An 11837-nucleotide genomic window follows, 5' to 3' on the forward strand; every position below is an offset into this window, starting at 1 on the left:
GGCCAGGGCCATGCACGCCAACTGCGCACAGGAACAGCGGGAAGGTATGACTACGCCCAGGCCATCGGGAAGAGCCGTCCACGACACGACCGGAGCGCGCACGCAGCGCGGCTCAGGGGTCGGTGCCGGAACAACGGCTACTTGGCCTGGGAGATAAGTCATCACCTCGAAACTCGATCGGAGCGAAACCACGGGGGTCCGCCTTCGGTTTGATAGGTACATTTGTACCTCAGGAGGATCGGCCGGTGCACCTCAATATCGGTCAGATCACATTAGGTACACATGTACCCTATGGAGGTCGGGTTGCCGGAGGGAGGTGCGAATGAGTGAAGCAGTCGAGGCCCCTGCCCGGACCGCGCGCCGCCGCAGGTTCGATCCGCACCGGCGTGAGCGCATTGCCCGGGCCGCGATCGAGGTCATCGGGGAACGAGGCATCGAGGGCTTGACTCATCGCGCCGTCGCCGCGGCCGCCGACGTCCCGATCGCGGGCACGACCTACCACTACAAGGACAAGGAAGATCTCCTCGTCGCCGCGCTCGAACTCTGTGTGGCCGACTACGCCGCGCTCATGGCCGCGATCCCGGACTCCGACCCCGCCATGACCATCGAGGGGATTATCGAGCAGACCGCGCACGCTCTCGTCGCCTGCTTCACCACCGAGCGCACGGTCACCACGGTGCAACTCGAGTTGTATGTGGCGGCGATCCGGCGGCCGGGGCTGCGGGCGATCGCCGACCGGTTCACCGCGGCGACTCGAGCGATGTATGCCCATTACACCGATGCGGAGACCGCGGCGCTGCTCACCGATACCGCTCAGGGCATTACTCTGCGCGGCATCGCGACCGACGCCCCGCCCACTGCCCCCCAGATCAGCCTCATGCTCGGACGCTGCCTCCCTTGAGGTCGCTGGGTCGGCCCAAGTCCGCGAGTAAATCCGCTTATCGTTCATGCCCGGTAATCGGTGCGGGCTCAGGCGGATGTTGTTCTCGTTGTGAAGGTCTCAGTGGTTTCGGCACTGTTCTTCGACCATGTCGGCGAAGCTCTTCGCGAGTGGGCTGAGTGTCGTCCAGCGGCGGACAGCCCATCCGACGGTCAGCGGAGCAAGGAACGGTAGCGGCTGGAACCGAAGCGGACGGTGCGCGGCGGCTGCGGAGTCATACGGCAGCGAGGGGACGATGGCGTGCCCGACGCCGAGCTCAGCGAGCAAGCAAGCGGTATTCCAGTCCGCGACACCGGTTTCGGGCGTCAACTGGACTCCGAGTCGGTTGAGCGCGGTATCGAGGTGGGCGCGGGACACTGCGTTGTCGGGTAATTGAATGTGCCGTATGCCGGTGAGATCGGCCGGTGTAATTGAAGACCGGTCCGCCAAAGGATCGTCGTCTCGGGTAGCCAATACCCACGGCAATTCCATGACGGGGCGTTGTTCGATGCCGGGGATCGCGTCGGCGATTGTCACCCACGCCAGATCGACGACGCCCTCGGAGAGGGACTCGAAGCATCGACGGCTGGACACGATTGTGCGAAACTCCAATCTGGCGTGCGGATACCGTCGGCGGAAATCGACGACGGCGTCGGACATGAAGTTACGGATGGTTGTCGCTCCCGTGGTGACGCGGACGCAGCCGGTTTGGCCCCGGGCCATTTCGCTCAGCTGGCGTAGCGCAGAATCCACGCCGAGGATGCCGTCACGCGCCGCCGTGTACAGCACGAGACCTTCCGCAGTGGGTGTCACGCCGTCGGGTCCACGTTCGAGCAGACGAACTCCTGTGGCCCGTTCGAGGCGTTTGACGTGTTGGCTGACCGCCGGTTGGGTTCGTGCGAGGTCGCGCGCGACAGCACTGAGGTTTCCAGCCTGACACACCGCCACGAACACCCTGAGGTCATCGAAGGTCATCCGCACCAAGCCCACCGTAATGTGTGCCGGATCAAAGCCGAATCTTGGGGATTGCCAAGGTAAACCGAGGATTGACCGCCTCAACGCCGGTCGTTGATGATCGTTTCGGGCCCAGGGCGGCAACCGGCCCCGCTCCTCCGGCCCAGGGACGGAGCGACGGGGCCGGCGCCGACCCGCACATCAGACGTAGTTCCACCAACAATCTCGGAGGGGACATGCATCATGAAGATCACCGGACAAGAAGTGCTTCCACCCCACTCGTCGGTTCGCAGGCAGATTTACCGCTGATGTTCGACACTTACCCGCGATATCAGCCGAGTGGCGGCGTGCGAACTCTCGAATGCGACGTCGAGGCGACGTGGATTGATATCAACGACCACATGAACGCCCAGTACTACGGAATCATCGTCTATCGCGCGCATGCCGCATTCACCGACATCCTCGGTCTCGGCGACGAGTACGTCCGGAGTACGAGGTGTGGCAAGGTCGTCGTGCAAACCGCGATGACCTACGAACGAGAAGTACGCCGCGGGGCATGTCTGGGAGTCGATTCCTGGCTGCTCGGCGCGGACGCCAAACGTCTGCATTTCTTCCACGAAGTACGCAATCTCGGTGACCACACCCGGGTAGCCGTGTCCGAGCAGTTGGACCTGCATGTCAACCTGGAGACGAGAAGGACCGCCCCGATGTCCACAGACCTTGTTTCCCGATTGCGGCATTTCGTTGCCGAGCAGGCGGCAGCGGGACAACCCGAAGGTGTTGGACGCAGGATCATTCCACCGCAGACGATCACCGGTGACGTTGGAGCGGACACGAACCCGGACGGACCTGAAGCGGCGCAGCACACCAACTGACACCGGGCAGGGCATTTTCGGACGTCCCTCGAGCTGGGCCTGGAACTATCCTGCTGCCATGGAGTTTCGTAACGGGGCGTGGCGACGTGCCGCTGACCTGGTTGGTGGGGTGGTCCTGGTCGCGGTGATCTGTTTCGCCGGAATGACCGCGACGCTGATGATCGGCTTTATCGGTGCTCCCGGGGGTCAGTCCAGCGAGTGCACGGGTCGTTGTCGCACCCACGTTGACATCGGCATTGGGCTGATGAATTTCACAACGTTGGTTGGTGCGATCGTCGTGCTGGTACTGATGGTCTGGAGTTGGTGGCGCAAGCGTCCCGTATCGGTTTGGCCGCTGCGGTATATCCTGCTTCTGGTCGTTGTGACGATCGTCAGTTTCGTGGTCGCCATATCCGGTGGCCTATGAAATCGTTGACATCACGTAATCGGCGGTCGAGTTATTGGCCCTTCAACGCTCGATCGGCACGGTTGACGAAGGTCGCTGTCGTGAAAGTGCCGATGGCGAGAAAGACCATCACAATCTTTGCGGGCCACGGCCCTTCGATGACGGCGCCCACCGTCCCCAGGAGGACCAGACCGCCCGCGGCGACCAACGTCGTGGTCGCCCTGGTCGTTCCGTTGATCTCGCCGCGCAGAATCCGCCGCGACGCCGCGAGCAGGCTGAGGCCGGGAATCCCGGGCAACAGCGCGACCACGCAGACGACGATCAGATACTCCGGATTGACCAGCCCGGACACCACGAGTCCGACAGCGCACGCCAAAAGTGCTATACCCAGAACGATTCCGGCGATTCCGGCAACGCGGGTCAATCGCCGAACCGCGGGCTCGTTCGCGTACGGCGACTGCACGCCCGCCCGCATCGCGTCGATCTGAGACATTCGAAACCCCCGTGTGACAGTGGAAATGGCCATCGAGGACGGCTTTCCGCATCTCATGCCGACTGCCCGAATCCCCCGGCCCGTAGGCTACCGCCCACCATCACCCTCGAACAACTCGGCCGAGCGTTCAGGCAAACCGACGCCACCCGCCCAGCACGCCGCTATCGACACCGCTGTCACCAATACCCCACGCGCGCAGGCGATCACCTTACTCGCCGACGGCGCGGCGACTCATGCCCAGCTCCTGGCGGACATCCTCCCGGGACTGGCCGAAAGCTGGGACTGATACCGCAACAGCGCGCGTAATGTCTTCCGGTCCACCAGGTATCGGTCTGCCCGGCGTAGATCGGGCCTGGCACATTCAGCCGATCTCGGACAGTGGCGCCGGCCCGCGGAAGGCTTTGCGGTAGGCCGACGGCGTGGTGCCGATGGCGCGCCAGAATTGTTCGCGCATAGTGACCGCGCTGCCGAAGCCGCACAGTTCGGCGATGCGGTCGATGGAGTAGTCGCCGGTCTCGAGCAGGCGCTGGGCCATCGCTACGCGCTGGGTGGCCACCCACACGGCGACGCCGGTGCCCACGGATTCGCGAAAGCGGCGGGTGAAGGTTCGGCGGCTCATGCTGGCGTGAGCGGCGAGCTGGTCCACCGACAGGTCTTCGTCGAGATGCGCTATCGCCCAGCGCAGCGTGTCCGTCAGTGGATGCGCGGAACCTGTTGCAGGCAAGGGGTGTTCGATGTACTGCGCCTGCCCGCCCTCGCGATGCGGCGGGGTGACCAGGCGGCGGGCGACCCGGTTGGCGAGTTCGGCGCCGTGCTGACGGCGCAGCAGATGCAGGCAGGTGTCGAGCGCGGCGGTGGTCCCGGCGGAGGTGACGATGTCACCGTCGTCGACGTAGAGGGATTCCCGATCCAGCAGCACATCGGGGAACCGGCGCGCGAACACATCGGCCCACTTCCAATGGGTGGCGGCCGGTCGGTGCGCGAGCAGGCCGGTGTCGGCGACGACGAACGCGCCCAGGCAGAGGCCGACGACGCGCGCGCCATTGTCGTGGGCGCCGCGGATCGCCTCGAGGATGACGGGCGGGGCCGGTAGCTCCGGGTCCGGCCAGCTGGGCACGATCACCATCGAAGCACCCGCCACTTCGTCCAGGCCGTGACCGGTGGCCACGGTGAACCCGGCGGTGGTCGTGATCGGCGCCGCACCGGCGGTGCACACCCGGATTTCGCACGGCGGCAACTCCGGCGAAGGTTGCTCCTCGCCGAACACCAGGCACGGCACCGACAGGTGAAACGGGTTGATCCCGTCGAAAGCCACGACGGCGATCACATCCACTGTTGCCTCCCCTCATTGGCCCAATTCCGTCGATTGTAGGCACACGAGCCACTGTCGGGTCGCCGCCGGGCACGAGATCGTTGACGCCGACACCGAACATCCCCTGAGAGGAACCCCATGAATTCGCGTCGCATCGCCCGCATCATCCTGCCGGCGCTGGCCGTGGCGATCTCGGCCACCGCCTGCACGACCACCTCCGCCGCCCCCGCTACGACCGCACCGAATCCGGCCACAACCACGCAGGGGCCCGCCATCTCGTTCCCGGCCGCCGACCTGGTCTGGCGTGAACTGCCTGATAGCGGTGGCGTCCGGTTCGCGAATGTCCGCGGCGATCTCGCCGGGAACGGACCCTACGAGGCGTTTGTGAAATTTCCTGCCGGAAAAGACAATCCGTTTCATACCCACACCAGCGACCTGCCGACCGTGGTCCTCAGCGGAACCTTCTACGCCGTCTTCGACGGCAAGCGGATCGAATACCCGGCGGGTTCCTTCTACACTCTGTCCGCCGATATCCCGCACCTGAGCGGCTGTGTACCGGGCACCGAATGCCTGCTCTTCCAGTACCAGACCGATCATTTCGACCTCGTCCCCAAGGCCGCGCACTGACCCGCACCGCTCGCCGCATCGCCGTGCGAAATCGGGATCCGGCAATGCGACAGGAGCGCGCGGTGATCGGCCGGGATCAGGGAACGGATCTATTCGGTCACGCCTGGATAGCTGTCCAGGTGTCTCGATCCATCATCGGTTCCCGCATGGAGTGGAGGCCGTTTGTCTCTGGGAGGGGAGATCGGCTCTGAGCGATTTCCGAACAAGTAGTCTCGGAATGCCCGCAAATACTCGTCCAGTTGCCGTTGATCATGGAACCAGGCGTTGGTTGGGTCGTACCATTCGCTCGGGGTCGGGCGGCGCGCGATCACGTAGTCGAGGGCTTCGCGCACCATGGCCGCATAGCTCGGATCCTTGGCCAAGACGGCGCGCTCCATCCAGGCCATGTGCTCCCACTTCCGATCACCGAACTTCGGATTGTGTATGTACACCAGCGGCAACAGCAGACGTTCGATATGTGGGATTCCGTCCCACCACGTGGGGGATGTACCTGTGACAGGAGTCGGGTAACCGGAGCGTTCGACCGTTCGGTCAACACCTCTGGGGCGCCATTCCGGCCCGGTCCGAAGGTTTCTGGGCGGATACCAGACGCCTCGCCACACGGGGACTCCGAGAGTGGGCGGGTTCACCGGGAGTCTCTCGGCAAGTGAGATGTCGACCGTGATGCGGCGTACAGGAGGCAACACCGTGTCGGGGTCGAACAGATCCGCAACCATCGACAAGCAATCCCGCTCGTCGAATCCGGTCACACCAACGCCTTGGCGCAGCTCTGGCCAGGAAAATGGTTCGTTGCCCAGATCGAATTCGATCCAGAACCGCCGCACCGTGGGCATACCAACACTGCGATGGTCTATGCCCGTTGATTTTCCGCATGCCCGCGTCGCCGCTTCCGACCGCGCGCCGTCGCGATCCGACATATCCGTCTAGCCGCTTCCGCCGCGCGGGCAGCGATCCCCTTCGAGGAGGACGTGGTCCGGTCTTCCGGTGGTGGGGTCGACAGTGACCTCGTCGACCAGTTCCCCTCGGTGGTTCTTCAGCACGAAGGCCGAGCGACCGGTCCATGTGGGGTTGAGCTGCGGCCCCACCGAGTTGTTCGTGTCGGCACTCGTACATCGAGCGACCAGCCAGCGTCTGGTGAAGGGGCCGGCGTTCCTCTGCACGTAGACGGAGGTCGGCTGGGAACAGGTCGTCCGTTTGACCTCGAGCGCCGTGTCCGAATTCGGCACGGCATCCAAACACAGGCCACCGATATGGATTTCGGTTGCCGCCAGCGCTCCAACAGGCACGCAGATCAGCGCGCCGAGTACGAGAGCTGGAGCCAGGACTACCCACACCCACACCTTCTTGCGCATGCGGGCCAGGCAGACCGCCACCAGCACCAGCAGGGGCACGGCGAGTATCAGCGGAAGGAGCTTGTGCACCACCAGGAAGCTGTCGATGTCGATGAAGTAGTAGAGCAGGAGAAATACCAGCTCGAACACCAACACCACTGCGGCGGTGGCAACTACGTCCTTGTAGTACCGGGCCTTGCCCATCAACGCCCCCTCCGGCCGCGCGATCCAGCTCTTAGACGGGAGCGTATCTCGCCGGCGGGCAGAACGCCGATCGACTCGGTCAGGTTTCGACCGCCACGTCAGCCGCTGGGGATCGCATGCCCAGTGGCAGAAAAGAGAGATGCTCGGGTACTGGCCGAAAGCCGCAATACTGGTCGTATGAGGTGGATTCGCGACTACTACGCGGATGAGGGCATCTGGCAGTTGATCGAACTCGATGATGATGGCTGGCCGAACCGACAAGTCGATCTTCGAGGTGTTGACAGTGAGCCCCTAACGGCCGCATCGCTTACCGAGGTGATGTTTGCACGTGACCACGGGGGAATCGCTGAAGTTCAGGCGTACGAGCGCAGGTACGGCGTACTCGGGGAGGGCAGTTCCGAAGATTGGGACGTAGAGGTCAGCGCCCTCGACCAAATGCCGGCTGAGGACTTCGAGACGGTCTGGACCATGGCTCGTCAAGCAGTCGAGCAGCGGTGGCACACCGGTAGCTGAGGAGTTTCCTGAAACGACAGGCCGCACGCTCATCGGCATTTCCGGACACTCCGCGGCACAGTCGATCTCGCTGCGAGCCGAGCGTGCAGCGGTGCGGACTCAGGGCATGTACAGATGTCACCGCGCTGGGTCGCATGGCACGCCTGGTCCGGGAGGGACAGCCCGAAGGACGGCAGCACCGCGAACTCGACGACAGGACAGGCTTTTCCGCCCCGGTCGATTACCGCTGACCGTCGCGTTCGGCGGCGGTCTTGACGCCGTCGACGAGGGACTCCCACATGCCGCGGGAGTGCGCGGCCTCGTCCGCGCTGGCGTTGTTGTCCTGGCTCAAAGACAGGTGCGTCGTGGCGCCGTCCCCGTTCAGTTCGTAGGTGAGGGTGTGGTAGTTCTCGGGCACGTCCGGCTGGCCGGTGAGCGGGCTGTAGTGGGTCATCTTCAACAGGCGGCCCGGCTCGACCGCGAGAATCTCACCCTTGTCCTCGTACTCACGCCCCTCGTAGACGCCCTTCCAGACGATCGGGCTGCCCACCTGCCAGTCGGTCTGCACATCCGCCCCGAACATGAATTCACGAATCTCGCCGGGGTCGGTCAGCACGGCCCACACCCGATCGGGCGAAGCGCTGATGTCGGTTGCCGCCTTAGCCACATAGCCGGTCATTTGCTTGCCTCCTCCAGTGGTCATTGGTCTCCAACCTATGGCAGGGGCAGATCATGGTCTTGCAAAAAAGCGACAACGACTCGTCTTGTGCCCGGGGCGAAGCACCGCCACCGCTGTGCTGAGCATCGCCGAGATGGCGGCGCCAGCGCGAGCCCACCGGTCGAGCGATATGCGGCTAGTAAGAGACTGGTATCAGGATCGGATCCCGGCCAGGATCAGGTCCAGGTGCCCGGTGGGGTGCTCCCTTCATGCGGCTGCCCACCGTCTGGATTGGTGTGGCTCTCTATTGGCTTGCCTCCCACCGGTCACCGTGCAGGGAGTGGCTGAAGAGGGGTCTGCCCCGATGCTCGTACTAGCGGTGCCCTCCCGCACGGACACCACGATGTTTCGTTGACACGGGAGGCACGGCGATGACCGTCATCATCGGAATGGACCCGCACAAACGCTCGGCCACCATCGAAGTCATCGACCCGACCGGGCAAGTTCTGACTACCGGCCGATACAGCACCGACAACGTCGGATATTCGGAAATGCTCACTACCGCAGGCCGATTCAGCGACAGGGTATGGGCTGTCGAAGGCTGCAACGGTATCGGCCGCCACCTCGCACACCGCCTGGTCCACGACGGCGAGACCGTGATCGACGTGCCGGCGAAACTGTCGGCGCAGGTGCGTGTTTTCGCGACCGGCAACGGCCGCAAAACCGACCCCGTCGATGCCCACTCGGTCGCGCTGGCCGCCTTGCACGCCCCGAATCTGCGCCGCGTCACCGCGGATCCGGAACTGATCGCGCTGGGCATGCTCGCCGATCGCCGCGACGGACTCGGGCGCGCCCGCACCGAAACCTTGTGTCGGATGCATCGATTACTGCTGGAATTGATTCCCGGTGGCGCCAAGGCCTTTCTCTCCGCTCGCCAGGCCCGCGAGTTGATTGCCCCGATCTCACGGTCGGACGCCGCGGTCAGGATCCGGTTACGACTGGTCGTGGAATTGATCGAGGAGCTCGAATCCATCGACCGCAAAACCAGGGCCGCCGACAAAGAATTACGCCAGTTGATCATCGACCGCGGCTGCACCCTGATGGACCTGCACGGAATCGGACCGTCTTCCGCGGCGAGACTCTTGGCTGACGTCGGCGATATCAGGCGATTCCGCGACCGGGACCGGTTCGCGTCCTGGAACGGCACCGCGCCCCTGGATGCCTCTTCCGGTGATCAACGGCGACACCGACTCTCACGGGCCGGGAACCGCAAGATCAACCGAGTTCTACACATCATGGCCATCGTTCAACTACGCACCCGCACCACCGCCGGCCGCGTCTACTACGACAGCCGCAAGACAGGCGGGAAGACCTCAATGGAAGCGATCCGTGCACTCAAACGACGACTCTCCAACATCGTCTACGCCCGCATGCTCGCCGATCAACATCGTCGTGAATGGGCAGGCCCGGGAGGGCAATCGGGAACGACTCTTGACTCCAGCGTGACCGGTTCCAACCCGCATACCGATCCTTCGGACAAGCCACATCCCGGACCCGACAACCAGGCTAACCCCGCACCCCCACCGGCGTCTTGACATAGAGGGGAGCCAATACAGGATGTTGTGCACCGGACGGCGTTCCAGTCGGCATCGTCCGTTCAGTCTCATAAAGTTGCAGGCGTGGGACGATTTCTGAGCGTGTATGTGGTGATGCTCGACGAGGTGCACGAGGCCATCGGTGGCGACCGAGACGACATCCGGGAGGCCGTGGAGGACTACGACTGCGTGATCGAGTACGCCGAGGATGCCGCCTACTTCGCCAATCACCCAGCGGGCGATCGCATTCCGAGCATGCCGGAGGCATTGCGCGCGGTGATCGCAGGCGGGCCCTATAGAGAGGGCTGCGATTACCGGTACAACAGGGCCTACCGCGATATTTGTCAGACCTGCTCAGAGGGAAATGCCTCGCATGGCCCCTATCGCGGTGACTGGTTGAGTGTGGTGGACAGGGGATTTCGGTCGGTGGGTATCGATGCCATCTCGTTCACGGCTTTCGAAGGGGACACTCCCAAGGGTCTGCCGCCGATCGAGGACGGCGGGTACGGCGAGTGGACGCATGAACAGTGTGTGCGTGCGCTGGCCGAGTGGGATGCAGCGAGCCAACAGCAGCTTTCCGCCCTGGATCGGCATGTCCGCGAATGGATTGCTGTAGGTGTGGATTTCGCCGCCATGGCGGCAGCGAAGCCGGGCTTCGGCATCGCTGGATTCTTCACCATCTGACGTATTCCAACGGCTTCTGTCAGACATCGTGTCATCGGCAGATCAGTGCGTTCGCTGGCGCGGCCTGTCCCGGTCCGAACAGCCTTGTCAGCGGCAGTAGATTGCGATGCCGCAAGAGGTAGGACACCGAGAAATCATTCGACGTTGGCCGGTCCGCGGTGTTGAATCGGTGAATGGGGCTGGCGCGCAGAGGTTCACGGATGATCGACGTCGACGGGGTCCGGTATCGATGGGCTGTCGCTGCCAAACTCGAACCCGAGATGAGTATCGTCGCCGAAATCGCCGACGGCCAAGGCCAGCGTATGGTCACCGTCGTCGGTCAGGAAACGGTGGTTACTCCGGCTCTGGTCGCCCAAGCAATCCGAGCTGCTCTCAAGCGAGGCTGGACCCCGCGCCAGCGCGACACTCAGGTGACCTACTGATCCGCCCAGCTGTCCGCTGGCACCTGACCTTACGGTCGCGAACCGCAGCAGATGCGGCGACCGTCGCACGGGATAACGGAACCTTCGTGATCTTCCACCACGACGGCTCGATCACTGTAGGCAATGATTGTCGGGACATCGAGGAGACCGTCAACCTTGGCCGCGAAGGACTCGCAGGTACAGATCCCGGAGATCGGGCCGCGATCCGGTTTCGAGCGATCGGAAACCCGGCACCGATTACTTTCGCCCTGCCACCGCGTCCCTTCTCTCGGAAGTGTGTTTCGACCAGCGGAGGACAGCGTGCGCGAGCTTATCTTGCAGATGATGGTGTCGGTGGACGGGATGGCCGAGGGGCCGGCGGGAAACCTCGACTGGATCGAGGTAGACGACCCCGACCTCGACCATTACCTGTCCGATCTCCTGGACAGCGTCGACGCCCAGATTTTCGGCCGTGTCAGCTATGAATTGCTCGGCCAGTACTGGCCGGAAGCTGAGCGCGAGCCCGCCACGCCGGGCGACAAGATGTTGGCGCCCAAGGTGAACGGATTGAACAAACTCGTCGTCTCCGGGCAGGACCCGGATCTGTCCTGGCAGCCCGCCAGCCGGATCGGCGGCGATCTCGCCACGGAAGTCGCCGCGTTGAAAGCGCAGGACGGCAAGCCGCTGATCCTGTTCGCCGGAGTTGCCACCGCGCGAACCTTTATGCGGTTGAACCTGATTGACGAATACCGGCTACTCGTCTTCCCGGTCGTCCTCGGGACCGGAAAACCACTGTTCGCGGACGACGGCACACGCCGAGACCTGCGTCTGGTCGAGGCGAGATCGTTCGAGCGGTCCGGTGTGCTGCTACAGCGCTACCGAGCGAGGTAACCGAAAGAGAGTGCGT

16 protein-coding genes are annotated in these 11837 nt (G+C 63.8%); 10 read left to right on the plus strand and 6 right to left on the minus strand.

All coding sequences use genetic code 11. The features are described from left to right. The first annotated feature begins 322 nt into the window (after positions 1 to 322). A complete protein-coding gene (locus tag AB0M14_RS28750) occupies positions 323 to 901 on the plus strand; it encodes a TetR family transcriptional regulator (RefSeq protein WP_365000185.1) in 579 nt (192 codons plus the stop codon). 99 nt (positions 902 to 1000) lie between these two features. Here AB0M14_RS28750 and AB0M14_RS28755 read toward each other — a convergent pair whose 3' ends face one another. Next, positions 1001 to 1894, minus strand: coding sequence for a LysR family transcriptional regulator (locus AB0M14_RS28755; RefSeq protein ID WP_365000510.1), 894 nt, complete (start codon positions 1892 to 1894; stop codon positions 1001 to 1003). 215 nt (positions 1895 to 2109) lie between these two features. Here AB0M14_RS28755 and AB0M14_RS28760 point away from each other — a divergent pair, with 215 nt between their 5' ends. Both AB0M14_RS28760 and AB0M14_RS28765 read left to right on the plus strand, forming a co-directional pair. Then, entirely contained in the window at positions 2110 to 2748 is a 639-nt protein-coding gene (locus AB0M14_RS28760; protein WP_365000186.1) for a thioesterase family protein, read from the plus strand. A 58-nt stretch (positions 2749 to 2806) separates the two neighbouring features. Then, the gene (locus tag AB0M14_RS28765; protein ID WP_365000188.1) at positions 2807 to 3154 is read left to right on the plus strand and encodes a hypothetical protein; all 348 of its coding nucleotides are present in this window, start codon (positions 2807 to 2809) and stop codon (positions 3152 to 3154) included. A gap of 31 nt (positions 3155 to 3185) precedes the next feature. On the opposite strand, the gene AB0M14_RS28770 is transcribed toward AB0M14_RS28765, so the two are convergent. Continuing rightward, positions 3186 to 3626 (minus strand): hypothetical protein, encoded by a 441-nt coding sequence (locus AB0M14_RS28770; RefSeq protein ID WP_365000190.1) that lies wholly within the window; start codon positions 3624 to 3626, stop codon positions 3186 to 3188. Positions 3627 to 3639: 13 nt separating this feature from the next. Here AB0M14_RS28770 and AB0M14_RS28775 point away from each other — a divergent pair, with 13 nt between their 5' ends. Then, positions 3640 to 3912: a hypothetical protein gene (locus AB0M14_RS28775; RefSeq protein ID WP_365000192.1), complete on the plus strand. Its 273-nt coding sequence runs from the start codon at positions 3640 to 3642 to the stop codon at positions 3910 to 3912. 75 nt (positions 3913 to 3987) lie between these two features. Here AB0M14_RS28775 and AB0M14_RS28780 read toward each other — a convergent pair whose 3' ends face one another. Then, complete coding sequence (locus tag AB0M14_RS28780; RefSeq protein ID WP_365000194.1) at positions 3988 to 4959, minus strand: helix-turn-helix domain-containing protein; 972 nt, start codon at positions 4957 to 4959, stop codon at positions 3988 to 3990. Between the two features lie 117 nt (positions 4960 to 5076). On the opposite strand from AB0M14_RS28780, the gene AB0M14_RS28785 reads away from it, so the two are divergent. Beyond that, positions 5077 to 5565, plus strand: a complete 489-nt coding sequence (locus AB0M14_RS28785; protein ID WP_365000196.1) for a hypothetical protein — start codon at positions 5077 to 5079, stop codon at positions 5563 to 5565. Positions 5566 to 5654: 89 nt separating this feature from the next. Here the strand turns inward: AB0M14_RS28785 and AB0M14_RS28790 are convergent, their stop codons facing one another. Together AB0M14_RS28790 and AB0M14_RS28795 are read right to left on the minus strand one after the other, a co-directional pair. After that, the gene (locus AB0M14_RS28790) at positions 5655 to 6482 is read right to left on the minus strand and encodes a hypothetical protein (protein WP_365000197.1); all 828 of its coding nucleotides are present in this window, start codon (positions 6480 to 6482) and stop codon (positions 5655 to 5657) included. Between the two features lie 6 nt (positions 6483 to 6488). Next, on the minus strand, positions 6489 to 7100 hold the full coding sequence (locus AB0M14_RS28795; RefSeq protein WP_365000199.1) for a hypothetical protein: 612 nt from the start codon (positions 7098 to 7100) through the stop codon (positions 6489 to 6491). Positions 7101 to 7277: 177 nt separating this feature from the next. Between AB0M14_RS28795 and AB0M14_RS28800 the strand changes: the two genes are divergently transcribed. Further along, complete coding sequence (locus tag AB0M14_RS28800) at positions 7278 to 7613, plus strand: hypothetical protein (protein ID WP_365000201.1); 336 nt, start codon at positions 7278 to 7280, stop codon at positions 7611 to 7613. A 220-nt stretch (positions 7614 to 7833) separates the two neighbouring features. On the opposite strand, the gene AB0M14_RS28805 is transcribed toward AB0M14_RS28800, so the two are convergent. Then, positions 7834 to 8295, minus strand: a complete 462-nt coding sequence (locus AB0M14_RS28805) for an SRPBCC domain-containing protein (RefSeq protein ID WP_365000203.1) — start codon at positions 8293 to 8295, stop codon at positions 7834 to 7836. A 386-nt stretch (positions 8296 to 8681) separates the two neighbouring features. On the opposite strand from AB0M14_RS28805, the gene AB0M14_RS28810 reads away from it, so the two are divergent. From AB0M14_RS28810 to AB0M14_RS28825, 4 genes are all read left to right on the plus strand, one after another. Then, positions 8682 to 9845, plus strand: a complete 1164-nt coding sequence (locus AB0M14_RS28810) for an IS110 family transposase (RefSeq protein ID WP_365000206.1) — start codon at positions 8682 to 8684, stop codon at positions 9843 to 9845. Positions 9846 to 9929: 84 nt separating this feature from the next. Next, a complete protein-coding gene (locus tag AB0M14_RS28815; protein ID WP_365000208.1) occupies positions 9930 to 10529 on the plus strand; it encodes a hypothetical protein in 600 nt (199 codons plus the stop codon). Between the two features lie 200 nt (positions 10530 to 10729). Further along, the gene (locus AB0M14_RS28820) at positions 10730 to 10951 is read left to right on the plus strand and encodes a hypothetical protein (RefSeq protein WP_365000210.1); all 222 of its coding nucleotides are present in this window, start codon (positions 10730 to 10732) and stop codon (positions 10949 to 10951) included. Between the two features lie 300 nt (positions 10952 to 11251). Beyond that, a complete protein-coding gene (locus AB0M14_RS28825) occupies positions 11252 to 11821 on the plus strand; it encodes a dihydrofolate reductase family protein (protein ID WP_365000212.1) in 570 nt (189 codons plus the stop codon). Positions 11822 to 11837: the final 16 nt, after the last annotated feature.

Origin of the sequence: Nocardia sp. NPDC051832 (genome assembly GCF_040681285.1) — a bacterium.
Taxonomy (GTDB): Bacteria; Actinomycetota; Actinomycetes; order Mycobacteriales; family Mycobacteriaceae; genus Nocardia.

Coding starts and splice junctions, on each gene's coding strand:
- AB0M14_RS28795 (WP_365000199.1), bottom strand. CDS start 7,100: ATGGGCAAGGCCCGGTACTACAAGGACGTAGTTGCCACCGCCGCAGTG.
- AB0M14_RS28750 (WP_365000185.1), top strand. CDS start 323: ATGAGTGAAGCAGTCGAGGCCCCTGCCCGGACCGCGCGCCGCCGCAGG.
- AB0M14_RS28765 (WP_365000188.1), top strand. CDS start 2,807: ATGGAGTTTCGTAACGGGGCGTGGCGACGTGCCGCTGACCTGGTTGGT.
- AB0M14_RS28805 (WP_365000203.1), bottom strand. CDS start 8,295: ATGACCACTGGAGGAGGCAAGCAAATGACCGGCTATGTGGCTAAGGCG.
- AB0M14_RS28760 (WP_365000186.1), top strand. CDS start 2,110: ATGCATCATGAAGATCACCGGACAAGAAGTGCTTCCACCCCACTCGTC.
- AB0M14_RS28820 (WP_365000210.1), top strand. CDS start 10,730: ATGATCGACGTCGACGGGGTCCGGTATCGATGGGCTGTCGCTGCCAAA.
- AB0M14_RS28810 (WP_365000206.1), top strand. CDS start 8,682: ATGACCGTCATCATCGGAATGGACCCGCACAAACGCTCGGCCACCATC.
- AB0M14_RS28770 (WP_365000190.1), bottom strand. CDS start 3,626: ATGTCTCAGATCGACGCGATGCGGGCGGGCGTGCAGTCGCCGTACGCG.
- AB0M14_RS28755 (WP_365000510.1), bottom strand. CDS start 1,894: ATGACCTTCGATGACCTCAGGGTGTTCGTGGCGGTGTGTCAGGCTGGA.
- AB0M14_RS28800 (WP_365000201.1), top strand. CDS start 7,278: ATGAGGTGGATTCGCGACTACTACGCGGATGAGGGCATCTGGCAGTTG.
- AB0M14_RS28790 (WP_365000197.1), bottom strand. CDS start 6,482: ATGTCGGATCGCGACGGCGCGCGGTCGGAAGCGGCGACGCGGGCATGC.
- AB0M14_RS28785 (WP_365000196.1), top strand. CDS start 5,077: ATGAATTCGCGTCGCATCGCCCGCATCATCCTGCCGGCGCTGGCCGTG.